This is a genomic window from Pseudomonas sp. BIGb0176 (assembly GCF_024810175.1).
GTDB lineage: Bacteria > Pseudomonadota > Gammaproteobacteria > Pseudomonadales > Pseudomonadaceae > Aquipseudomonas > Aquipseudomonas protegens.
In genome coordinates this window covers 323,334-345,370 of sequence record NZ_JANUEC010000002.1, presented here as the reverse complement: position 1 = coordinate 345,370, position 22,037 = coordinate 323,334, and the positions used below count along the sequence as shown (strand labels likewise).

The 22,037-nt window shown below is 64.0% G+C and carries 21 protein-coding genes; 19 read left to right on the top strand and 2 right to left on the bottom strand.

The features are described from left to right. Positions 1–61: 61 nt before the first annotated feature. The 4 genes from M2395_RS12390 (at position 62) to M2395_RS12375 (ending at position 3,228) form a co-directional block, all read left to right on the top strand. Positions 62–721: a transglutaminase family protein gene (locus M2395_RS12390; protein WP_011060094.1), complete on the top strand. Its 660-nt coding sequence runs from the start codon at positions 62–64 to the stop codon at positions 719–721. 42 nt (positions 722–763) lie between these two features. Then, on the top strand, positions 764–1,387 hold the full coding sequence (locus M2395_RS12385; protein ID WP_011060095.1) for a glutathione S-transferase family protein: 624 nt from the start codon (positions 764–766) through the stop codon (positions 1,385–1,387). 132 nt (positions 1,388–1,519) lie between these two features. Further along, positions 1,520–2,452: an ABC transporter ATP-binding protein gene (locus tag M2395_RS12380; protein WP_011060096.1), complete on the top strand. Its 933-nt coding sequence runs from the start codon at positions 1,520–1,522 to the stop codon at positions 2,450–2,452. Beyond that, positions 2,449–3,228, top strand: coding sequence for an ABC transporter permease (locus M2395_RS12375; protein WP_011060097.1), 780 nt, complete (start codon positions 2,449–2,451; stop codon positions 3,226–3,228). Before M2395_RS12380 ends, M2395_RS12375 begins: the two co-directional genes overlap by 4 nt. A 53-nt stretch (positions 3,229–3,281) precedes the next feature. Here M2395_RS12375 and M2395_RS12370 read toward each other — a convergent pair whose 3' ends face one another. Continuing rightward, complete coding sequence (locus tag M2395_RS12370) at positions 3,282–3,797, bottom strand: DUF2062 domain-containing protein (protein ID WP_015634695.1); 516 nt, start codon at positions 3,795–3,797, stop codon at positions 3,282–3,284. 139 nt (positions 3,798–3,936) lie between these two features. Between M2395_RS12370 and M2395_RS12365 the strand changes: the two genes are divergently transcribed. From M2395_RS12365 to M2395_RS12310, 12 genes are all read left to right on the top strand, one after another. Then, positions 3,937–6,168 carry a DNA internalization-related competence protein ComEC/Rec2 gene (locus M2395_RS12365; RefSeq protein WP_015634696.1) on the top strand — a complete coding sequence of 744 codons (2,232 nt, stop codon included), beginning with the start codon at positions 3,937–3,939 and terminating at the stop codon, positions 6,166–6,168. 102 nt (positions 6,169–6,270) lie between these two features. After that, a complete protein-coding gene (locus tag M2395_RS12360; RefSeq protein WP_011060100.1) occupies positions 6,271–6,906 on the top strand; it encodes a MotA/TolQ/ExbB proton channel family protein in 636 nt (211 codons plus the stop codon). After that, positions 6,903–7,331, top strand: a complete 429-nt coding sequence (locus M2395_RS12355) for a biopolymer transporter ExbD (RefSeq protein WP_011060101.1) — start codon at positions 6,903–6,905, stop codon at positions 7,329–7,331. Before M2395_RS12360 ends, M2395_RS12355 begins: the two co-directional genes overlap by 4 nt. Beyond that, positions 7,331–8,341 carry a tetraacyldisaccharide 4'-kinase gene (gene lpxK, locus M2395_RS12350; protein WP_011060102.1) on the top strand — a complete coding sequence of 337 codons (1,011 nt, stop codon included), beginning with the start codon at positions 7,331–7,333 and terminating at the stop codon, positions 8,339–8,341. The genes M2395_RS12355 and lpxK overlap by 1 nt, the downstream gene beginning before the upstream one ends. A 24-nt stretch (positions 8,342–8,365) precedes the next feature. After that, positions 8,366–8,551 carry a Trm112 family protein gene (locus tag M2395_RS12345; protein ID WP_011060103.1) on the top strand — a complete coding sequence of 62 codons (186 nt, stop codon included), beginning with the start codon at positions 8,366–8,368 and terminating at the stop codon, positions 8,549–8,551. Further along, on the top strand, positions 8,548–9,312 hold the full coding sequence (gene kdsB / locus M2395_RS12340) for a 3-deoxy-manno-octulosonate cytidylyltransferase (protein ID WP_011060104.1): 765 nt from the start codon (positions 8,548–8,550) through the stop codon (positions 9,310–9,312). The genes M2395_RS12345 and kdsB overlap by 4 nt, the downstream gene beginning before the upstream one ends. Then, on the top strand, positions 9,312–9,776 hold the full coding sequence (locus M2395_RS12335; RefSeq protein ID WP_123430255.1) for a low molecular weight protein-tyrosine-phosphatase: 465 nt from the start codon (positions 9,312–9,314) through the stop codon (positions 9,774–9,776). Before kdsB ends, M2395_RS12335 begins: the two co-directional genes overlap by 1 nt. Beyond that, on the top strand, positions 9,773–10,792 hold the full coding sequence (gene murB, locus M2395_RS12330; protein ID WP_011060106.1) for a UDP-N-acetylmuramate dehydrogenase: 1,020 nt from the start codon (positions 9,773–9,775) through the stop codon (positions 10,790–10,792). The genes M2395_RS12335 and murB overlap by 4 nt, the downstream gene beginning before the upstream one ends. Positions 10,793–11,034: 242 nt before the next feature. Then, complete coding sequence (locus tag M2395_RS12325) at positions 11,035–11,505, top strand: (2Fe-2S)-binding protein (RefSeq protein ID WP_011060107.1); 471 nt, start codon at positions 11,035–11,037, stop codon at positions 11,503–11,505. Continuing rightward, a complete protein-coding gene (locus tag M2395_RS12320) occupies positions 11,502–13,817 on the top strand; it encodes a xanthine dehydrogenase family protein molybdopterin-binding subunit (protein WP_011060108.1) in 2,316 nt (771 codons plus the stop codon). The genes M2395_RS12325 and M2395_RS12320 overlap by 4 nt, the downstream gene beginning before the upstream one ends. Continuing rightward, positions 13,817–14,812 (top strand): XdhC family protein, encoded by a 996-nt coding sequence (locus M2395_RS12315; RefSeq protein WP_053157006.1) that lies wholly within the window; start codon positions 13,817–13,819, stop codon positions 14,810–14,812. Before M2395_RS12320 ends, M2395_RS12315 begins: the two co-directional genes overlap by 1 nt. Next, on the top strand, positions 14,809–15,420 hold the full coding sequence (locus M2395_RS12310) for an NTP transferase domain-containing protein (protein ID WP_053149852.1): 612 nt from the start codon (positions 14,809–14,811) through the stop codon (positions 15,418–15,420). The genes M2395_RS12315 and M2395_RS12310 overlap by 4 nt, the downstream gene beginning before the upstream one ends. 50 nt (positions 15,421–15,470) lie before the next feature. On the opposite strand, the gene rne is transcribed toward M2395_RS12310, so the two are convergent. Continuing rightward, entirely contained in the window at positions 15,471–18,680 is a 3,210-nt protein-coding gene (rne, locus tag M2395_RS12305; RefSeq protein ID WP_123430256.1) for a ribonuclease E, read from the bottom strand. Positions 18,681–19,394: 714 nt separating this feature from the next. Here rne and rluC point away from each other — a divergent pair. From rluC to sppA, 3 genes are read left to right on the top strand one after another with little or no spacing between them, the layout of a single operon-like run. After that, entirely contained in the window at positions 19,395–20,351 is a 957-nt protein-coding gene (rluC, locus tag M2395_RS12300; protein ID WP_011060111.1) for a 23S rRNA pseudouridine(955/2504/2580) synthase RluC, read from the top strand. Next, a complete protein-coding gene (locus M2395_RS12295) occupies positions 20,341–21,003 on the top strand; it encodes an HAD-IA family hydrolase (protein ID WP_015634704.1) in 663 nt (220 codons plus the stop codon). Before rluC ends, M2395_RS12295 begins: the two co-directional genes overlap by 11 nt. A 21-nt stretch (positions 21,004–21,024) precedes the next feature. Next, on the top strand, positions 21,025–22,014 hold the full coding sequence (sppA, locus tag M2395_RS12290) for a signal peptide peptidase SppA (RefSeq protein ID WP_015634705.1): 990 nt from the start codon (positions 21,025–21,027) through the stop codon (positions 22,012–22,014). Positions 22,015–22,037 lie beyond the last annotated feature (23 nt).

Sequence of the window (22,037 nt, the reverse complement as noted above, 5' to 3'; positions counted from 1 at the left end):
CGTCGTTATCACTGGGGCGGACGCCTCGATAGACTCAGGCTTCCTCTCGGAGGTCATGCCCATGCACGAGTACCTGCGTCCCAGCCGCTTCATCGATAGTGACCACCCGGCGGTGGTGGAGTTCGCCGAAACTCATCGCGGTGCCAGCCGCGATCCCCGACAGCAAGCCGTCAGCCTCTATTACGCGGTGCGCGAGGCCGTACGCTACAACTTCTACAGTTTCAGCCGTGATCCCCAGACCTTGCGCGGCAGCCATGCCCTGGCCACCGGCGAGAGCTATTGCGTGCCCAAGGCCACCTTGCTCGCCGGTTGTGCCCGGCATTGTGGGATACCGGCGCGCATCGGCCTGGCCGATGTGCGCAATCACCTGTCCACACCCAGGCTGCTGGAGCTGCTGCGCAGCGATGTGTTCGCCATGCACGGCTACACCGAGTTCTATCTGCAGGGTCGTTGGGTCAAGGCCACGCCGGCGTTCAACCGGCAATTGTGTGAAATGTTCGATGTGGCGCCGCTGGATTTCGACGGCCTGGAGGACAGCGTTTTCCAGCCTTTCAATCGCCAGGGCGAACAGTCGATGGAGTACCTGGTGGACCACGGGCAGTTTGCCGACGTGCCGCAGGAGCTGTTTTTCGGCCACCTGGAAAAATGCTACCCGCACCTGTTCGACGCGCAGCAGCCGCAAGTGCTGGCAGACCTGCGCGGCGATTTGAGTCGCGGCTGATCAGGCGTAGACTGCCCCGGCATTCATTACTGAGGGATGGTCATGCTGAAGATCTGGGGTCGCAAGAACTCGTCGAATGTCAGGAAGGCACTCTGGTGCGCGCAGGAACTGGGGCTCGCCTATGAGTCCCTGGACGCCGGCGGCGCCTTTGGGGTGGTGGACACCCCGGCGTACCGGGCGCTGAACCCCAATGGCCGGATTCCACTGATTGAAGACGGCGACTTCGTGCTCTGGGAGTCCAATACCATCGTGCGCTACCTGGCTGCGCGCTACGCCGCCGATAGCCACTGGTACCCGGCCGACGTGCAACTGCGGGCCAGCGCCGAGAAGTGGATGGACTGGACCACCTCGACCTTCGCTGAACCCTTCCGGCATCTGTTCTGGGGTGTGTTGCGCACCCCGGCCGAGCAGCAGGACTGGGCGCAGATCAACGCCGCCAAGGCCACGTGTGCCGAGCTGCTGGCGCGGGTCGATCAGGCCCTGGGCGAGCAGCCTTACCTGTCCGGGCAGGAGATCGGCGTGGGCGACATTCCCCTCGGCAGTTTCATCTACGCTTGGTTCGAGATGCCCATCGAGCGTCCTTCCATGCCCCATCTGCAAGCCTGGTATGAGCGCTTGAAACAGCGCCCGGCCTATCGCCAGGCCGTGATGACCGCGTTGACTTAATACCCACTATCGATACGGGTGACTGTACTTGCACGACGCAGGCACGCAACATGGCGGGCGTCCGGCGTCGTTGCAATCGGCTCGGGCCGCCCTTACTTATAAAATTCCCCCTTCTTGGTGCATGAATCCGATATGAGTTCCGCTCTGTCCATCCGGCAGCTAACCAAAACCTACGGCAACGGTTTCCAGGCCCTGAGTGGTATCGATCTGGATGTCGCCGAAGGTGACTTTTTCGCCCTGCTCGGCCCTAACGGGGCCGGCAAATCCACCACCATCGGCATTCTCTCAACCCTGGTGAACAAGACCAGCGGTACGGTGAGCGTCTTTGGCCACGACCTGGATCGTGAGCCGGCGGCGCTCAAGCGTTGCATCGGCGTGGTGCCGCAGGAATTCAACTTCAACCAGTTCGAGAAAACCTTCGACATCGTCGTGACCCAGGCTGGCTACTACGGCATTCCGGCGAAGATCGCCAAGCAGCGCGCCGAGCAGTACCTGACCCAGCTCGGCCTGTGGGACAAGCGCGATGTGCCTTCGCGTTCCCTGTCCGGTGGCATGAAGCGGCGCCTGATGATCGCCCGCGCGCTAGTGCATGAACCGCGCCTGTTGATCCTTGACGAACCTACCGCCGGGGTCGATATCGAGCTGCGCCGTTCCATGTGGAGCTTTCTCACCGAGCTCAACCAGAAAGGCATCACCATCATCCTCACCACCCACTACCTGGAAGAGGCTGAGCAGCTGTGCCGCAACATCGGCATCATCGACCACGGCACCATCGTCGAGAACACCAGCATGCGCCAGTTGCTCAGCCAGCTGCATGTGGAGACTTTCCTCCTCGACCTGAAGAACGACCTGAGCGTGGCGCCGCAACTGGCCGGCTATCCGACCCGGCTGGTGGACAGCCATACCCTGGAGGTCCAGGTGGACAAGGCCGTGGGCATCACCGCGCTGTTCGGCCAACTGGCCCTGCAGAACATCGAGGTGCTGAGCCTGCGTAACAAAACCAACCGTCTTGAGGAGTTGTTCGTGTCCCTGGTGGAGAAGAATCTGTCGAAGGTGGCGGTATGAGTTCGGAGTTCAAACCCAACCTGGTGGCGCTCAACACCATTGTCTATCGCGAAGTCCGGCGCTTCACCCGGATCTGGCCGCAGACCCTGCTGCCCCCGGCCATCACCATGGTCCTGTACTTCGTCATCTTCGGTAACCTGATCGGCCGGCAGATCGGCGACATGGGTGGTTTCACCTACATGGAGTACATCGTCCCGGGGCTGATCATGATGTCGGTGATCACCAACTCCTACGGCAACGTGGTATCGAGCTTCTTCGGCAGCAAGTTCCAGCGCTCCATCGAGGAGTTGATGGTCTCGCCGTTGTCGCCCCATACCATTCTCATCGGCTACACCTTGGGCGGGGTGCTGCGGGGGCTGATGGTGGGGGTCATCGTGACGCTGCTGTCGCTGTTCTTCACCACGCTGCAGGTGCACCACCTGGGCATCACGGTGCTGGTGGTAGTGCTGACCGCGACCATCTTCTCGCTGCTGGGCTTCATCAACGCAGTCTTTGCACGCAACTTCGACGATATCTCGATCATCCCGACCTTCGTGCTGACGCCCCTGACCTACCTGGGCGGGGTGTTCTACTCGATCAACCTGCTGCCGCCGTTCTGGCAGACGGTGTCCCTGGCCAACCCGGTGCTGCACATGGTCAACGCCTTCCGTTTCGGCATCCTCGGGGTGTCGGACATCAAGATCAGCATCGCCATTACCTTCATGCTGGTGGCCACCCTGGTGCTGTATATCGGTTGCGCACGGCTGCTGGTGAGCGGGCGCGGCATGCGTCAGTAAATGCCTTTAGTGCGTTATGCAAACGGCCTCCCTCGGGAGGCCGTTTTCGTTGGTCACTGCCGTTGCTGCTTGCGCCTGGACCATTGGCGCGCGACCCACCAGCGCCAATAGAGCATGGTCAGGCAATAGGCAGTGGCCCCCAGCACCAGCCCGGCCACCACCGAGCCGAGGAGGAAGGGTTGCCACAGGGTTGCCAGCTGGCTGCTGATCCACTCCCAGGTCAGCTCGTCGGGCAGGGTGCGCGGCGGCACGTTCATCAGCCAGGCCCCCAGTTGGTAGGTGCAGAAGAACACCGGCGGCATGGTGATGGGGTTGGTCAACCAGACCAGGCTGACACTGATGGGCATATTGCCGCGCAGCCAGATGGCCAGTACCGCAGCCAGCAACATCTGCATTGGAATGGGAATAAAGGCGGCGAACAGGCCCACGGCCATGGCCCGGGCCACCGAGTGTCGATTGAGGTGCCAGAGGTTGGCGTCATGCAGCAGGGTGCCGAGAAAGCGTAAGGACTTGTGTTCCCGGATGCTGGTCGGATCTGGCATGTAACGTTTGAATAAGCGCCGGGGCATAGGGCTTCTCGGTCGGGTCAGGCGACGATTATGACCGGATTCTAGTCGGCGAAAATTCAGACATTGTGACAAATGATAAAGCCGCGCTGCCCATCCTCGACTAAGCCAAGAGTATGAACTCCCAAGGAGGGGCGGGCGGATGCGTAGCGCAATGCTGGCGCTGGCTGCGGGGCTGCTGGCGCTGGGTTTCATGCCGGCCTTGCCCCCAGGCTGGCTGCTGCTGTGTATGGCGATACTGGCCTTGATGCTGTTGCCGTTTCGTACACATCCGGTGGCATTTTTCCTGTTCGGTTTCACCTGGGCCTGTGTCTCCGCGCAGTCGGCCCTTGATGATCGCCTGGCGCCGCGCCTGGAGTCACAGACCCGCTGGCTGGAGGGGCGGGTGAGCGGCCTGCCGGAGCAGGCGGGCGGCGTGGTGCGTTTCGAGCTGGAAGATGCCCAGGCCCGCCGTGAGCGGCTGCCCCGGCGCATGCGCCTGGCCTGGCATGAGGGCCCGGCGCTCAAGAGTGGCGAGCGCTGGCGGCTGGCGGTCAAGCTTCGCCAGCCGATGGGTTTGTTGAATCCCCAGGGCTTCGATTACCAGGCCTGGCTGCTGGCGCGCCGTATCGGCGCCACCGGCACGGTCAAGGCCGGGCAGTTACTGGCACCGGCCCCGCAGGCCTGGCGGCAAGGCTTGCGCCAGCGCTTGCTAGAGGTCGAGGCTCAGGGACGCGGTGCGGGGCTGGCGGCGCTGGTGATGGGCGACGGTTCCGGCTTGACGCGGCAAGACTGGCAGCTGTTGCAGGACACCGGCACCGTCCACCTGATGGTGATTTCCGGGCAGCACATCAGCCTGCTGGCTGGGGTGATCTATTTCTCGGTGGCCGGGCTGGCCCGCCATGGTCTCTGGCCCGAGCGCTTGCCGTGGTTGCCCTGGGCCTGTGCCCTGGCCTGGCTCGGCGCCCTGGGCTACGGCCTGCTGGCGGGGTTCGATGTGCCAGTGCAGCGCGCCTGTGTGATGGTCGCCCTGGTACTGCTCTGGCGCATGCGCTTTCGCCATCTGCGGGCCGGCTGGCCCCTGCTGCTGGCGTTGAATGCGGTGTTGCTGGCCGAGCCGCTGGCCAGCTTGCAGGCGGGGTTCTGGCTGTCCTTTGCCGCAGTGGCAATCCTGATCTTGATCTTTGCCGGGCGCCTGGGGGCGTGGAGCTGGTGGCAGGGCTGGACCCGGGCCCAATGGTTGATCGCCATTGGCTTGCTGCCGCCGTTGCTGGCTCTGGGGCTGCCTATCAGCCTCAGCGGGCCGCTGGCCAATTTGCTGGCGGTGCCCTGGATCAGCTTTCTGGTGTTGCCGCCGGCTTTGCTCGGCAGCCTGCTGCTGGCGGTGCCTTATGTGGGTGAGGGCCTGTTGTGGCTGGCCGGTGGATTGCTGGACGGGTTGTTCCGCTTGCTCGGATTGATTGCCGGTGGGTGGCCGGCCTGGGTGCCGCCGCAGATCCCTCTGTGGCTATGGGGCATGAATGCTCTGGGCTGCCTGTTGCTGCTGTTGCCCAGGGGCGTGCCCATGCGGGTTCTGGGTTGGCCGCTGTTGCTGCTGGCGGTCTGGCCACCCCTGGCGCGCGTGCCCGAAGGCGAGGTGGAGGTCTGGCAGCTGGATGTGGGGCAGGGCCTGTCATTCATCCTGCGTACCCGTGATCACGCCCTGCTGTATGACGCTGGCGCGCGGGTCGCCGAGTTCGACCTGGGAGAGCGAGTGGTAGTGCCGACCCTGCACAGGCTCGGCATCCGGCGGCTGGACCTGATGCTGCTCAGCCATGCCGACAACGACCATGCCGGTGGCGCCCAGGCGGTGCAGCGCGCAATGCCCGTGGGCGAGGTCCGCGGTGGCCAGCCCGACGCCTTGCCCGCGGGCCTGCAGGCAAGGCCTTGCGACAGTGGGCTGAGCTGGGTGTGGAATGGCGTGCGCTTTCGCCAGTGGCAATGGGTGGCGGCGACCGACGGCAATCAGGCCTCGTGCGTGCTCCAGGTCGAGGCTGCCGGCGAGCGCTTGCTGCTCACCGGGGACATCGACGCCCGTGCCGAGCGAGCCTTGCTCGACAGCCCGCTGGCGGTGCGGACCCACTGGCTGCAGGCCCCCCATCACGGCAGCCGTACCTCTTCATCCATGGCCTTGCTGCAGCGGCTGGCCCCCGACGCGGTGCTGATTTCCCGTGGGCGGGGCAATGCCTTCGGCCACCCCCATCCTCAAGTGCTGGCACGCTATCGGCGCCTGGACATGGCAATTTATGACAGTGCCGAACAGGGCGCTCTGAGGCTGCAACTGGGGGCCTTCGGGGCGGCGCATGGCCTTCGCGAGCAGCGGCGATTCTGGCGTGAGCCGCCCGCAATGCCTTAAATAACCGTGGGTTATTAAAGCCTGTGAGCATGCGACATCACGGTCTTCGGTGCGTCCGGCCCCTATGTTAGAGTGGCGCACTTTTTCGAGGGGGCTGTCACTGTGTGGGAATTGGTCAAATCCGGCGGCTGGATGATGTTGCCGATCATTCTGAGTTCCATTGCTGCCGTGGGCATCATTGCCGAGCGTCTGTGGACCCTGCGGGCCAGCCGTGTCACCCCGCCCCACCTGCTGGGGCAGGTCTGGCGCTGGATCAAGGACAAGCAGCTGAACAAGGAAAAGCTCAAGGAACTGCGCGCCGATTCGCCCCTGGGCGAGATTCTGGCGGCGGGCCTGGCCAACTCCAAGCATGGCCGCGAGATCATGAAGGAATGCATCGAAGAGGCTGCCGCCCGGGTCATCCATGAGCTGGAACGCTACCTCAACGCCCTCGGCACCATTGCCGCCATGGCACCGCTGCTGGGGCTGCTGGGCACCGTGCTGGGCATGATCGACATCTTCAGTTCGTTCATGGGCTCGGGCATGACCACCAACGCGCACATCCTCGCAGGCGGTATTTCCAAAGCCCTGATCACCACCGCCGCCGGCCTGATGGTGGGCATTCCCTCGGTGTTCTTCCACCGCTTCCTGCAACGCCGGGTCGATGAACTGGTGGTGGGCATGGAGCAGGAGGCGATCAAGCTGGTGGAAGTGATCCAGGGCGACCGCGATGTCGATCTGGCCGAGGGCAAAGCGTGAAATTCCGTCGCAAGCCCCGGGAAACCGTGGACATCAACCTGGCGTCGTTGATCGACGTGGTGTTCATCCTGCTGCTGTTCTTTGTTGTCACCACCACCTTCACCCGGGAAACCGAGCTGCGGGTCGACCTGCCGGAAGCGGTCAGCGGCTCGCCGGCCGAAGACCAGCAGGTCAAGCAACTGGATATCGCCATCAGCGCCGACGGCGTGTTTTCGGTGAACAACCAGGTCCTGCCCAAAAATGACCTGGAGACCTTGATCGAGGCCCTGCAGAAGGAGTCGGCGGGCGACACCAACCTGCCGCTGTCCATCAGCGCCGATGGCAAGACCCAGCATCAAGCGGTGATCACTGCCATGGATGCAGCCGGCAAGCTCGGTTTCAGCCACCTGCGCATGACCACCGTCGAGGCGGACCCGGCACCCTGATGGCACTTTCCGATCGCCTGCTCAATGCCTGGTACAACGGCCACCCCGCGCTGAAACTGCTGCGCCCCCTGGAATGTCTGTATCGCCGAGTGGTGACGGGCAAGCGCCAGCGCTTTCTTGCCGGTGAGGGGGCGATCTATCAACCACCTGTGCCGCTGATCGTGGTGGGCAACATCACCGTCGGCGGCACCGGCAAGACGCCGTTGATCCTGTGGCTGGTGGAGCACTGCCAGCGCCTCGGGTTGCGGGTCGGGGTGGTCAGCCGCGGCTACGGTGCCAAGCCGGCGCAACTGCCCTGGCGCGTCAGCGCCGAAGATTGCGCCGCGGTGGCCGGTGATGAGCCGCTGCTGATCGTCCAGCGCTGCGGCGTGCCGCTGATGATCGACCCGGATCGCGGCCGCGCGGTACAGGCCCTGTTGGCCGCCGAGCCGCTGGACCTGATCCTGTCCGACGACGGCCTGCAGCACTACCGCCTGGCCCGTGACCTGGAGCTGGTACTGATCGATGCCGCCCGCGGCCTGGGCAACCGCCGCTGCCTGCCTGCCGGGCCGCTGCGCGAGCCGGCGGAGCGTTTGCAGAGCGTCGACGCGGTGCTCTACAACGGCGCAGTTGATGACCGTGACGACGGGTTCGCCTTTCATCTCAAGCCCTCGGTGCTGGTCAACCTGCGCAGTGGCGAGCGCCGTGCGCTGGAGCATTTCGCCCCCGGCCAGGCGCTGCATGCGGTGGCGGGCATCGGCAATCCCCAGCGTTTCTTCAACACCCTTGAAACGCTACACTGGCGGCCTGTTCCCCATGCATTTGCCGATCACGCTCAATACAGTGCGCAGGCCTTGACCTTCACCCCGTCATTGCCGCTGGTCATGACCGAGAAAGATGCGGTCAAGTGCCGGGCTTTCGCGGCAGACGACTGGTGGTACCTGGCGGTCGATGCCCAGCCTTCGCCGGCCTTCGTCGCCTGGTTCGACACCCAGTTGATGCGCCTGCTGCCTGATCGTCTGCTGCCTTAATTCGCTTTTATCCAGGGAATCCTCATGGACACCAAACTGCTCGACATCCTCGCCTGCCCGATCTGCAAAGGCCCCCTCAAACTCAGCGCCGACAAGACCGAGCTGATCAGCAAGGGCGCGGGCCTTGCCTATCCGATTCGCGATGGCATCCCGGTGATGCTGGAAAGCGAAGCGCGCACCCTGACCACCGAAGAGCGCCTGGACAAATGAGCAGCGCCTTTACCGTTGTCATCCCGGCGCGCTACGCCTCCACTCGCTTGCCAGGCAAGCCGCTGCAACTGATCGCCGGCAAGCCGATGATCCAGTGGGTCTGGGAACAGGCGCGCAAGAGCAGCGCCGAGCGGGTCGTGGTGGCCACCGATGATCAGCGCATCGTCGAGGCCTGCCAGGGCTTTGGCGCCGAGGCGCTGCTGACTCGGGAAGATCACAACTCCGGCACCGACCGGCTGGCGGAAGTCGCCGCCCAGCTGGGCCTGGCCGCGGATGCGATCGTGGTCAACGTACAAGGCGACGAGCCGTTGATCCCGCCGTCGGTGATCGATCAGGTAGCGGCCAACCTGGCAGCCCACACCGAAGCGCGCATGGCCACCCTGGCCGAGCCGATCGAGGACGTGCAGACCCTGTTCAACCCCAATGTGGTCAAGGTGGTCAGCGACCTCAACGGCCTGGCCCTGACCTTCAGTCGCGCCACCTTGCCCTGGGCCCGGGATGCCTTTGCCCAGAGTCGTGAGCAACTGCCCGAAGGCGTGCCTTATCGCCGTCACATCGGCATCTATGCCTACCGCGCCGGCTTTCTTCACGACTTCGTCAGTTGGGGCCCGTGCTGGCTGGAAAACACCGAATCCCTGGAGCAACTGCGTGCCCTGTGGCATGGCGTGCGGATCCACGTGGCCGACGCCCTGGAAGCACCGCCTACCGGCGTCGATACCGCCGAAGACCTTGAGCGCGTTCGGCGCCTGCTGGAGGCCTGATGCGGGTTCTGTTCGTCTGCCTGGGCAATATCTGCCGCTCGCCCACCGCCGAAGGCGTGCTGCGCCGCAAGTTGCACGAGGCCGGCCTGGGTGACCAGGTGCAAGTCGCCTCTGCGGGCACCAGCGACTGGCACATCGGCAAGGCCCCGGACAAGCGCAGCCAGCAGGCTGCCTTGCGGCGCGGCTACGACCTGTCGGCACAACGGGCGCAGCAGGTCGGCAGCGCCGATTTCGCTGCCTATGACCTGATCTTCGCCATGGACCAGAGCAATCTGCGCAACCTCAAGGCCCGGCAACCGGCTCGGGGCAAGGCCGAGCTGGACCTGTTCCTGCGTCGCTACGAGGCGGCGCTGGATGAAGTGCCGGATCCGTACTACGACGGCGAGCAGGGTTTCGAGCAGGTGCTGGACCTGATCGAGGATGCCTGCGACCGGCTGGTGGTCGAATTGAAGGGGCGGCTATGACCCTGGACATTCAGGCCGATGTGTCCCTCAAGCCGTTCAACAGCTTCGGGGTCGAGGTCAAGGCGAAGTGGTTTGCCCAGGCCCACAGCGATGACGAGGTACGCGAGGCCCTGGCCTATTGCGCTACCCACCAGTTGCCGCTGCTGGTGATCGGCGGCGGCAGCAACCTGCTGCTGACGGCGGATATCCAGGCCCTGGTGCTGCGCATGGCCACTCGTGGCATTCGCCTGCTCAGCGATGACGGGCAGCGGGTGGTGGTCGAGGCCGAGGCCGGGGAAACCTGGCATCCCTTTGTCCAGTGGACCCTGGAGCAGGGCCTGTCCGGGCTGGAGAACCTGAGCCTGATTCCCGGCACCGTCGGCGCCGCACCGATGCAGAACATCGGCGCCTATGGGGTGGAGATCAAGGACGTGTTCGCCGGCCTGACCGCCCTCGATCGGCAGACCGGCGAGCTGCGGGAATTCGACCTGGCGCAGTGTCAGTTCGCGTACCGCGACAGCCTGTTCAAGCATCAGGCCGGTCGCTGGTTGATCCTGCGGGTGCGCTTTGCCCTGAACCGTGTCGATCACCTGCACCTGGAATACGGTCCGGTGCGCCAGCGCCTGAGCGAGCAGGGCATCGAACAGCCGACGGCCAGCGATGTCAGCCGGGCGATCTGCAGCATCCGCAGCGAGAAGCTCCCGGACCCTGCCGTGCTGGGCAATGCCGGCAGCTTCTTCAAGAACCCGGTGGTGCCGGCGGCACTGGCGGCGCAGATCAAGCAGTCGCATCCAGGGCTGGTGGGTTACCCCCAGGCCGATGGGCAGGTGAAGCTGGCGGCCGGTTGGCTGATCGAACAGGCGGGCTGGAAGGGCTTTCGCGAGGCGGATGCCGGGGTCCATCGCTTGCAATCGCTGGTGCTGGTCAACTATGGCGGCGCCAGCGGCCTGCAGTTGCTGGAACTGGCGCGGCGGATCCAGCGCGATATCGCCGAGCGTTTCAGTGTCGAGCTGGAGATGGAGCCCAACCTCTATTAGCGAGAGCTGGCGTGCGGTGGAAAGCAAAAAGCCTTGCCCGGCTGACGTTCGGGCAAGGCTTTTTTGTTAATTGCGGCTTAACTTAGCAGGCTAAGAATCAGCTTTCTGCTGTTCCCAAAGGCCCGGTGAAGCCTGTCTTCACAAGAGAGCCCGATTAGCCTGAGCCGATCTGCGTGCACCGCATCCGCGGTACTGCACGGCGGATGACTCGACCCCATCACTCAGAAAATGCGGGCGTGCCCATGATTACCCTGAAGCTCAACGGTCAAGATCATCAACTGGACGTCACCGAGGACATGCCGCTGCTGTGGGCTATCCGAGACGTGGCGGGCTACAACGGCACCAAGTTCGGCTGCGGCATGGGCCTGTGCGGCGCCTGTACGATTCATATCGACGGCGACCCGGCGCGCAGTTGCATCACGCCGATAGGCTCGGTGCAGGGCAAGAACGTCAGCACCATCGACAACCTGCATACCGACCCGGTAGGGCAGGTGGTGCAGCAGGCCTGGCTGGATACGGCGGTGGCCCAGTGCGGTTACTGCCAGGGCGGGCAGATCATGTCGGCCACTGCCTTGCTCAAGGTCCACCCCAACCCCAGCGACGAGCAGATCGAAGAGGCGATGCTCGGCAATATCTGCCGCTGCGGTACTTACAACCGGATCAAGACCGCGATCCGACAGGCTTCCAGCCATCTGCAGGAGGCCAAGGCATGAACCGCCTACCGCAGGATTTTGCCCTGAGCAACCTCAGCCGCCGGGGCTTTCTCAAAGGTGTGGGGGCCACCGGGGCCCTGGTGCTGGCTGCGAGCTGGGGCTGGCAGGAGGCCTTTGCCGAGGACAAGAAATTCGGTGCCGACGGCATGCCCCACGGCTGGGTCGATGACCCCAAGGTCTACGTGAGCATTGCCAGCGACGGCAGCGTCACGGTGATCTGCAATCGCTCGGAGATGGGCCAGGGCGTGCGCACCAGCCTGAGCATGGTGGTGGCCGATGAACTGGACGCCGACTGGGCGCAGGTCAAGGTTCGCCAGGCACCGGGTGACGAGGTGCGTTTCGGCAACCAGGACACCGACGGCTCGCGCAGCATGCGTCATTGGTACGAGCCCATGCGCCGCTGTGGCGCGGCTGCGCGGACCATGCTGGAACAGGCCGCCGCTGCGCAGTGGCAGGTGCCATTGGCGCAGTGTCGGGCGCAGTTGCACAAGGTGGTTCACCAGCCCACCGGGCGTGAGCTGGGCTATGGCGCCCTGGCCGCTGCGGCAGGCGCCCTGGCGGTGCCTGCCCGGGATAGCCTGCGCCTGAAGCAGCCCGGGGAGTTCCGCTACATCGGCAAGGAGGCCACCCGGGCCATCGATGGCCAGGACATCGTCAACGGCCGTGCGGTGTACGGCGCCGATGTGCATTTCGACGGCATGCTGTTCGCGGCGGTGGCGCGGCCCCGGGTGTATGGCGGCAAGGTCAAGTCGGTGGATGACAGCGCAGCCTTGAAGGTACCGGGGGTGATCAAGGTCATGCCCATCGACAGCCGCCCCTTGCCTTCGGAGTTCCAGCCCCTGGGCGGCGTGGCTGTGGTGGCGAGCAACACCTGGGCGGCGATCAAGGGCCGCGATGCCTTGAGGATCGAGTGGGAGGATGGCGCCAACGCTGGCTACGACTCCATCCAATACCGCAAGCAACTGGAGGCGGCGGCGCGGCAACCGGGCAAGGTGGTGCGCAGCACCGGCAACCTGGATGAGGCCCTGAAGGGCGCCGAGAGCAGCCTGGAGGCCAGCTATTACCTGCCGCACCTGGCCCAGGCGCCGATGGAGCCGATGGTGGCCGTTGCGCGATTCCAGGACGGTCGCTGCGAGGCGTGGGCACCGAGCCAGGCGCCACAGGTGACCCGCGAGCGAATCGCCGAACGCCTGGGGATCGGCTTCGAGCAGGTCACGGTGAACGTCACGCTGCTGGGCGGCGGCTTCGGGCGCAAGTCCAAGCCCGACTTCATCCTGGAGGCGGCGATCCTGGCCAAGGCCTTTCCCGGCAAGGCGGTGCGGGTGCAGTGGACCCGCGAGGACGATATCCACAACTCCTACTTCCATACCGTGTCGGCGGAATACCTCAAGGCCGGGCTGAACAAGGACGGCCTGCCGGCGGCCTGGCTGCACCGCACCGTGGCGCCGAGCATCACCGCGCTGTTCGCCCCGGGGATGAATCACGAAGGCGCCTTCGAGCTGGGCATGGGCTTTACCAACATGGCCTACGCGATTCCCAACGTGCGCCTGGAAAACCCCGAGGCCGCGGCCCATACCCGGGTCGGCTGGTACCGTTCGGTGTCGAACATTCCCCATGGCTTCGCGATCCAGAGTTTTGTCGACGAACTGGCCCACAAGGCCGGCCAGGATCCGCTGCAGTACCAGCTCAAGCTGCTGGGGCCGGATCGTCAGATCGACCCCCGAACCCTGAGCGAGGAGTGGAACTACGGCGAATCCCCCGAGCGCTACCCCATTGATACCGGGCGCCTGCGCACGGTGCTGGAAACCGCGGCCAAGGCGGCCGGCTGGGGGCGCTCGCTGCCCAAGGGACGCGGTCTGGGGCTGGCCGTGCACTACAGCTTCGTGACCTATGTGGCGGCGGTGATCGAGGTGGAAGTGAAGGACGATGGCACGCTGATCGTGCATCAGGCCGATATCGCCGTGGATTGCGGCCCGCAGATCAACCCCGAGCGTATCCGCTCGCAATTCGAAGGGGCCTGCGTCATGGGCCTGGGCAATGCGGTGCTGGGGGAGATCAGCTTCAAGGAGGGCAAGGTCCAGCAGGACAATTTCCATATGTACGAAGTGGCGCGCATGTCCCTGGCGCCGAAACAGGTGCAGGTGCACCTGGTGACGCCGCCGGGGGACGTGCCCCTGGGCGGGGTGGGAGAGCCCGGTGTGCCGCCGATTGCGCCGGCCCTTTGCAACGCGATCTTCGCCGCCACCGGCAAGCGCATACGCAACCTGCCGGTGCGCTACCAGTTGCAGGGCTGGCAGCAGGCGAGCGCCTGATGGACAGCGTCGACCTGAATGTCCTGCGCAGTGTCCTGGAATGGCGGCGCGCCGGGCGCGGCGTGCTGCTGTACAGCGTGGTGCAGACCTGGGGCAGCGCGCCGCGGCCACCCGGCGCCATGCTGGCCCTGCGCGACGACGGGGTGGTGATCGGCTCGGTGTCCGGAGGCTGTATCGAGGATGACCTGATCAGCCGCCAGGGCGATGGGCGCCTGTCTCGCCACGGGCCGCCGGTGCAACTGGTGACCTACGGCGTGACCCTGGAGGAAGCGGCGCGATTCGGCCTGCCCTGCGGCGGCACCTTGCGCCTCACCGAAGAGCGGGTTGGCGACCCGGCCTGGGTCGCCGAATTGCTCCAGCGCTGCGAGGCACACCAGATCGTGGCCCGGGAGCTGAACCTGGGCACCGGCCAGGTGCTGCTCAAAGCTGCGAACCGCGGCGATGAATTGGCGTTTGACGGGGTCACCCTGCGGGCGATCTACGGACCGCGCTGGCGCTTGCTGCTGATCGGCGCCGGGCAGTTGTCGCGCTATGTGGCGCAGATGGCCCGCTTGCTGGATTTCGAAGTGCTGATCTGCGATCCGCGCCAGGAGTTCGTGCATGGCTGGGAGGGGCAGGATGGACGTTTTGTCGCCGGGATGCCCGACGATGCGGTGCTGAGCATCGAGCCCGACGAGCGCACGGCGGTGGTGGCCCTGACCCATGATCCGCGCCTGGATGACATGGCGCTGCTGACGGCGCTCGACTCCCGGGCATTTTACGTCGGCGCCCTGGGTTCCCGGGCCAACAGCCAGAAACGCCGGGACAATCTGGCGCTGCTGGGTCTTTCGGCGCAGGCCATCGAGCGCTTGCACGGGCCGGTCGGATTGCCCATCGGCAGCCATACGCCGGCGGAGATTGCCTTGTCGTTGCTGGCCGAAATCGTCGCGCTGAAAAATGGCGTCGAACCGCTGCAGAAGAAGCTCCCGGTGCGAGTGGCGGAGACGGTGAGGTGAGCCGCAAGCCTTGCGCGATCATCCTGGCGGCGGGGCAGGGCAGGCGTTTTCGCCAGGTGGCCGGCGCCGGGCAGGACAAGCTGTTGGCGCCCTGCCGCGGGCGTGACGGGGTGCAGCGGCCGGTGCTGGAGCAGGTGCTGGTGAGCCTGCCGGTGGACGTTGCCCAGCGAGTGCTGGTGACCACGGCGGATCGACCCCAGGTGGCGGATCTGGCGCGTGCCTACGGTTGTCAGGTACTGGTGCTGGACTCCGTGGGCATGGGGCATAGCCTGGCTGCGGCAGTGGCTGCCTGCGCCGATGCTCATGGCTGGATGGTCTGGCTGGGGGACATGCCCTTTATCCTGCCCGCCACCGCCAGTCGGGTGATGGAGGCAATGACCGAGGAGGGCATCAGCGTGCCGCGGCTGGGGGATGAGTTGGGTCATCCGGTGGGCTTTGGCCGGTCTTATGGCGCAGCGTTGCAGGGCCTGTCTGGTGATCGGGGAGCCCGGCCGCTGTTCGCTTCGGGGCGGGTGGTGGAAGTTCCGGTGACGGATCCGGGGGTGACCTGGGATGTGGACGTTCCGCAGGCGTTGCTGTTTCCGGATTGTCAGGTGCTCCAGGTATAAAAAAGCCCCGCCCGGTTACCCGGGCGGGGCTTTTTCATGGGCTGCTGGAATCAGACGAGAGGTTTAGGCTCGTGCTGTTCTTCCTCGGCATGCACAGCGTGCTCGACAGCGCGCGGTGCTTGCTCGGCCACAGGGGCCGCTTCTTCCACTGCAGGTTCGGCCACTGGCGCCGGTGCAGTCTCTTCGGCTGGCGCAGGGGCGGCCTCGACCACCTCTGGCGCTTCTACCGGAGCCGGCTCGGCGGTCACCACGGCTTCAGCCGGAGCAGCAGCGGCAGCCAGCTCGGCTTCCTTCTGCAGGCGCTCGGCTTCACGCTTGCGGCGACGCACTTCGCGTGGGTCGTTCGGTGCACGGCCATTGCTGGTCAGGGTGCTGACCGGCGCGGCTTCAGCTTCGACAGCGGGTGCGGGCTCTTCGGCCACCACCGGTGCTGCAACCGGAGCCGGCTCTTCAACCTGGGCAGGCTGCTGGGCCGCTACAGGCTCTTCAACCACCAATGCTGGCTCGGCAACCGAGGCTGGCGCAGGGGCTTCCTGAACCGGCTCGATGGCCTTTTCTTCAACCACTGGCGCCTGGGCTACAGGTTCTGCTGCCGGTTGTTCGGCAACCACAGGCTGGGCTTCGACGACCACGGCCGGTTCGGCAGCCACTTCAACCTGAGCCTGCTCTTCAGCCACTGGAGCCACTTCCACTGCAGGAACCACTGGGGCTTCTACCGGCGTGGTGGCTTCAACCACTGGGGCTTCCGGAGCCTTGTCTTCTACAGCGGCAGTCGCACGTTCGGCTTGCTGGTGAGCTTCGGCTTCAGCGTTGGCGCTGATGGCGGTGCTGGCAACCGCGGCAGTTACCGCAAGGCCGGCAGCCAGATCGGCGCTGCTTGGCTCTTCGGCGTTTTCTTCCGAGCCTTCGATCACATTGCCGTTGGCATCACGTTGACGCTCGCGACGGTTGCTGCGACGACGCTGGCCGCGGGAGCGACGACGTGGACGTTCGCCTTCGGCGTTGTCCTGGCCGTCTTCCTGCAGTTGCTCTTCGTTCGGCAGCGCTTCTTCTTCGCTGGCGGCAGCGGCTTGAGCCTGTTCGGCACGTGGTTGGCGCTCTTCACGTGGCGCACGTGGCTGGCGCTCTTCGCGAGGCTGGCGCGCCGGACGTTCTTCGGCAACAACGGCGGCGGTAGCAGCGGCTGCAGCTGGAGCGGCGTCCAGAGGCTCGCGCAGTTCACGCACGCGTTCTTCACGCTCGCCACGTGGCTTGCGCTCTTCACGCGGGGCGCGTGGCTGGCGTTCTTCGCGCGGTGCACGGGGTGCGCGTTCTTCGCGGGCTACCGCTTGAACTTCTTCACGGGCTTCGCGTGGCTGACGCTCTTCCCGTGGTGCGCGTTCTTCACGCGGAGCACGTTCTTCGCGTGGCTTGCGCTCTTCATCGCGGCGACCGTTACGGTTGCGGCTCTGCTGGCGGCCATTGCGACGCTGTTCTTCGTTGCTGCGAGCAGGGCGCTCGGTCACTGGCTTCTCGACCACGACCGGTGCGGCTGGCTCTTCCTTGGTAGCGAACAGGCTGACCAGGGACTTCACCAGGCCTTTGAACAGGCTTGGTTCGGCCACTGGAGCCGGTGCAGCTACAGGGGCAGCGACGACTTCGGTCGGAACCGGAGCATTGGCGCGGGCCGGGGCAGTCTTCACTGCCGCTTCCTGGCGAACCAGGGTGCGGGTGGCGGCGGTTGGCTGGACTTCTTCGGCTTCGGCGGCGGCCGCTGCGATTTCGTAGCTGGACTGGTTGGTGTTGGCTTCCGGGCTGTCATCACGCAGGCGCTGAACTTCGAAGTGTGGCGTTTCGAGGTGATCGTTCGGCAGGATGACGATGCGGGCACGGGTGCGCAGTTCGATCTTGGTGATCGAGTTGCGTTTTTCGTTGAGCAGGAAAGCGGCGACCGGAATCGGCACTTGGGCGCGCACTTCGGCGGTGCGGTCTTTCAGGGCTTCTTCTTCGATCAGGCGCAGGATCGCCAGGGACAGCGACTCGACGTCACGGATGATGCCGGTGCCGTTGCAGCGCGGGCAGACGATGCCGCTGCTTTCGCCCAGGGATGGACGCAGGCGCTGACGGGACATTTCCAGCAGGCCGAAGCGCGAGATGCGGCCGATCTGCACGCGGGCGCGGTCGGCTTCCAGGCATTCGCGGACTTTTTCTTCCACGGCGCGCTGGTTCTTGGCCGGGGTCATGTCGATGAAGTCGATGACGATCAGGCCGCCGATGTCACGCAGGCGCAGTTGGCGAGCGATTTCTTCCGCTGCTTCCAGGTTGGTCTGCAGGGCGGTTTCTTCGATGTCGCTGCCTTTGGTGGCGCGGGCCGAGTTGATGTCGATGGACACCAGGGCTTCGGTCGGATCGATGACGATGGAGCCGCCGGAAGGCAGTTCGACCACGCGCTGGAAAGCGGTCTCGATCTGGCTTTCGATCTGGAAACGGTTGAACAGCGGCACGCTGTCTTCGTACAGCTTGATCTTGCTGGCGTACTGCGGCATCACTTGGCGGATGAAGGTCAGGGCTTCGTCCTGGGCTTCAACGCTGTCGATCAGCACTTCGCCGATGTCCTGGCGCAGGTAGTCGCGGATCGCACGGATGATCACGTTGCTTTCCTGGTAGATCAGGAATGGCGCGGAACGATCCAGGGACGCTTCCTTGATGGCGGTCCAGAGTTGCAGCAGGTAGTCGAGGTCCCACTGCATCTCTTCGCTGCTGCGGCCCAGGCCGGCAGTGCGCACGATCAGGCCCATGTCGGCTGGTGCCACCAGGCCGTTCAGCGCTTCACGCAGTTCGTTGCGCTCTTCGCCTTCGATGCGGCGGGAGATACCGCCGGCACGCGGGTTGTTCGGCATCAGTACCAGATAACGGCCGGCGAGGCTGATGAAGGTGGTCAGGGCGGCGCCCTTGTTGCCACGCTCTTCTTTCTCGACCTGGACGATGACTTCCTGGCCTTCGCTCAGGACGTCCTTGATGTTGACGCGGCCTTCGGGGGCTTTCTTGAAGTATTCGCGGGAGATTTCTTTGAGGGGCAGGAAGCCGTGGCGCTCAGAGCCGAAATCGACAAAGGCAGCCTCGAGGCTTGGTTCGATGCGAGTGATGCGGCCTTTATAGATGTTGGCCTTTTTCTGCTCGCGGGCTCCGGACTCGATGTCCAGGTCGTAGAGGCGCTGGCCGTCTACCAGAGCAACACGCAACTCTTCGGGTTGAGTTGCGTTAATCAGCATTCTTTTCATGTAGTACCGTCGGTTTCCGGGCTGCCGGAAACGGCGTTCGGCACACACGACTTCTCACGGTCGGTGTCAGGTGCGTCAGGAGTGGTTGACCACTCGAGTGTCTAGCGAGGTTCGTCCGGGTAACTAAGAACGAAGTCGCGACTTACGCGTCCTGCTTGCTGTGGTGACTAAGGCACCGCTTAAGCAAAAGTCTGTCAGGAGGAGGAATCAACCGGCGACTGTGGACGAGATGAAGCGTCTTGATAAAGCCTAATGCTACACAGTCCGACGGTTGTGCATCTCCACCCTACACGTATCCCTGATAATTCGGGTGCTGCCGCGCGCAGAATCCGCAGCGGGTTGGCATTTACCGTGAACTCCGAAAGGGGAGGTCACGCATCATGGCTAAAGGCGTTGTTTCCGCAACTTTCGCTCGGGATCGTTTGTCGCTGACTGCACTTTGTGAACTGGCCGTTAATCGCTGCGTAAAAGGCGAGTAGTCACTCTGCTTTCTACGGGTTTCAGGCCTCATGTCACCTGCGCTTGTTACAACGCCGAACTCTTCCGTTAGATAGTGAAAACTGCGTAGGACGGCCTTGCGTCCTTATGAATTGCGTTGGTCAGGGCCGGCTGTTTGCCGCTGTTCCTCTGCCCAGCCGCTTTTGGCGGCGTTCGCGACTATAGCAGCAATCATTAAGTGCTTCAAATCCATAAAAAATTGTTATCATTCGCGCCATGACGACTACTGCCCCCTCGACTCCAGGCGTTCAATTGCTTGAGGTCTCGCCGGAATATGCCGGCCAACGTATTGATAACTTCCTTCTCGCCCGGCTCAAAGGCGTGCCCAAGACCTTGATTTACCGTATTTTGCGTAAAGGCGAAGTGCGAGTGAACAAGGGGCGGATCAAGCCCGAGTACAAGCTGCAAGCGGGTGATGTGGTGCGCGTGCCTCCCGTGCGTGTGCCCGAGCGCGACGAGCCGGTGCCGCTGGCTCAAGGGTTGCTGCAGCGCCTGGAAGCCTCGATCGTCTTCGAAGACAAGGCCCTTATTGTGATCAACAAGCCTGCCGGGATTGCCGTGCATGGCGGCAGCGGCTTGAATTTCGGGGTGATCGAAGCCTTTCGTCAGTTGCGCCCGGACGCCAAGGAGCTGGAGCTGGTGCATCGCCTCGATCGGGACACCTCCGGCCTGCTGATGATCGCGAAAAAACGCAGCATGCTGCGTCATCTGCATGCCGCGCTGCGGGGCGATGGCGTGGACAAGCGCTACATGGCGCTGGTCCGTGGCCATTGGGCCACGGCGGTGAAGCAGGTGCGTGCGCCGCTGCTCAAGAGCAACCTGCGCTCCGGCGAGCGCATGGTGGAGGTCAACGAAGAGGGCAAGGAGGCCTTGACCGTGTTCAAGGTGCTGCGCCGCTTCGGTGATTTCGCCACCATGGTCGAGGCCAAGCCGGTGACCGGGCGTACCCACCAGATTCGTGTGCACACCCTGCATGCCGGGCACTGCATTGCCGGTGACAGCAAGTACGGCGATGACGATTTCACTCGCGAGATCCGTGAGCTGGGCGGCAAGCGCCTGTTTCTCCATGCCTATATGTTGACGGTGCCGCTGCCCGATGGCGGCGAGCTGAAATTGCAGGCCCCGGTGGATGAGATGTGGGCCAAGACCGTGGAGCGCCTGAGTGCACCCTGATTACAAACTGCTGATCTTCGACTGGGACGGCACTCTGGCCGATTCCATTGGTCGGATTGTCGAGTCGATGCACGCATCTGCTGATCGTTCCGGCTTTCCTCGCCGCGATGACTACGCCGTCAAGGGCATTATCGGTCTGGGGTTGCCAGAGGCGATTCGCACACTGTATCCGGAAATAGATGATGGGCAGTTGGTAGTCTTTCGTCAGCATTATGCGGATCACTACATTGCTCTCGAGGCAGAGCCTTCGCCTCTGTTTGCTGGAGTGGTGCAGTCTCTCGACGCCTTTCGGGATGAGGGGTATCAGCTGGCTGTCGCCACCGGCAAGGCCCGGCGAGGGCTGGATCGAGTGTTGAAGGCCCATGGTTGGGAAGGGTATTTCGATATCACCCGGGCGGCCGACGAAACTGCCAGCAAGCCTCATCCATTGATGCTGGAGGAAATCCTTGCTCATTGCGGGGTTGGGCCGCGGCAGGCTTTGATGGTTGGCGATTCGTCCTTTGATCTGTTGATGGCGCGCAATGCCGGAATGGATTCGGTGGCCGTGAGCTACGGTGCTCAGTCCATCGAGGCCTTGCAGGCATTCGAGCCGCGCTTGTCCATCGACCGTTTTCCTCAATTGCACGCCTGGCTGAGCCAGGGTGCCGATTAAGTTTTTGCTGGGGTAGCAGGCATGACCGACGAATGGAAGGCGCCGAGCAAGGCGGGCGCTGAAGGTGGTGATGATAAAAGCTGGAAACTGCTGGAGAAGACGCTGTTGGCCAGTGTCCAGGAACAGCGTCGCTCGCGGCGCTGGGGCATTTTCTTCAAGCTGTTGACCTTTGTTTACCTGTTCGCGGCGCTGGCGTTGTTCACGCCGCTGATGACCATGGAAAAGAATGCCACTCGTGGCGGTAGCTACACCGCGGTGATCGATGTCACGGGGGTGATTGCCGACAAGGAATCGGCCAGTGCTGACAATATTGTCGGCAGCCTGCGTACTGCGTTCGATGATTCCAAGGTCAAGGGCATTGTGCTGCGTATCAACAGCCCTGGCGGCAGCCCGGTGCAGTCCGGCTACGTCTATGACGAGATTCGTCGTCTGCGGGCTTTGCACAAGGACACCAAGGTCTACGCGGTGATCTCGGATCTCGGGGCGTCGGGTGCTTACTACATCGCCAGCGCTGCTGACGAGATCTATGCCGACAAGGCGAGCCTGGTGGGTTCCATTGGTGTGACGGCGGCCGGCTACGGCTTTGTCGGTACCATGGAGAAGCTGGGGGTTGAGCGTCGCACCTATACCTCGGGCGAGCACAAGTCGTTCCTGGATCCGTTTCAGCCGCAAAAGCCTGAAGAGACCCAGTTCTGGCAGGGCGTGCTGGACACCACTCATCGCCAGTTCATTGCCAGCGTCAAGCAGGGCCGTGGCGATCGCCTGAAGGACAAGGAGCATCCGGAGCTGTTCTCCGGCCTGGTGTGGTCGGGCGAGCAGGCGCTGCAATTGGGGTTGATCGATGGCCTGGGCAATACCAGTTCGGTGGCGCGGGATGTGATTGGCGAGAAAGAGGTGGTGGACTTTACCGTCCAGGAGTCGCCATTTGATCGCTTCTCGAAGAAGCTCGGTGCCAGCGTGGCAGAGCAGATCGCCATGTGGATGGGCTTTCAGGGCCCAACCTTGCGCTGATCGGGTGTTGCTCAATAAAAAGC

Coding starts and splice junctions, on each gene's coding strand:
- lpxK (WP_011060102.1), top strand. CDS start 7,331: ATGGCACTTTCCGATCGCCTGCTCAATGCCTGGTACAACGGCCACCCC.
- kdsB (WP_011060104.1), top strand. CDS start 8,548: ATGAGCAGCGCCTTTACCGTTGTCATCCCGGCGCGCTACGCCTCCACT.
- M2395_RS12370 (WP_015634695.1), bottom strand. CDS start 3,797: ATGCCCCGGCGCTTATTCAAACGTTACATGCCAGATCCGACCAGCATC.
- M2395_RS12345 (WP_011060103.1), top strand. CDS start 8,366: ATGGACACCAAACTGCTCGACATCCTCGCCTGCCCGATCTGCAAAGGC.
- M2395_RS12365 (WP_015634696.1), top strand. CDS start 3,937: ATGCGTAGCGCAATGCTGGCGCTGGCTGCGGGGCTGCTGGCGCTGGGT.
- M2395_RS12380 (WP_011060096.1), top strand. CDS start 1,520: ATGAGTTCCGCTCTGTCCATCCGGCAGCTAACCAAAACCTACGGCAAC.
- rne (WP_123430256.1), bottom strand. CDS start 18,680: ATGAAAAGAATGCTGATTAACGCAACTCAACCCGAAGAGTTGCGTGTT.
- M2395_RS12335 (WP_123430255.1), top strand. CDS start 9,312: ATGCGGGTTCTGTTCGTCTGCCTGGGCAATATCTGCCGCTCGCCCACC.
- M2395_RS12315 (WP_053157006.1), top strand. CDS start 13,817: ATGGACAGCGTCGACCTGAATGTCCTGCGCAGTGTCCTGGAATGGCGG.
- sppA (WP_015634705.1), top strand. CDS start 21,025: ATGACCGACGAATGGAAGGCGCCGAGCAAGGCGGGCGCTGAAGGTGGT.
- M2395_RS12385 (WP_011060095.1), top strand. CDS start 764: ATGCTGAAGATCTGGGGTCGCAAGAACTCGTCGAATGTCAGGAAGGCA.
- M2395_RS12375 (WP_011060097.1), top strand. CDS start 2,449: ATGAGTTCGGAGTTCAAACCCAACCTGGTGGCGCTCAACACCATTGTC.
- M2395_RS12325 (WP_011060107.1), top strand. CDS start 11,035: ATGATTACCCTGAAGCTCAACGGTCAAGATCATCAACTGGACGTCACC.
- murB (WP_011060106.1), top strand. CDS start 9,773: ATGACCCTGGACATTCAGGCCGATGTGTCCCTCAAGCCGTTCAACAGC.
- rluC (WP_011060111.1), top strand. CDS start 19,395: ATGACGACTACTGCCCCCTCGACTCCAGGCGTTCAATTGCTTGAGGTC.
- M2395_RS12390 (WP_011060094.1), top strand. CDS start 62: ATGCACGAGTACCTGCGTCCCAGCCGCTTCATCGATAGTGACCACCCG.
- M2395_RS12320 (WP_011060108.1), top strand. CDS start 11,502: ATGAACCGCCTACCGCAGGATTTTGCCCTGAGCAACCTCAGCCGCCGG.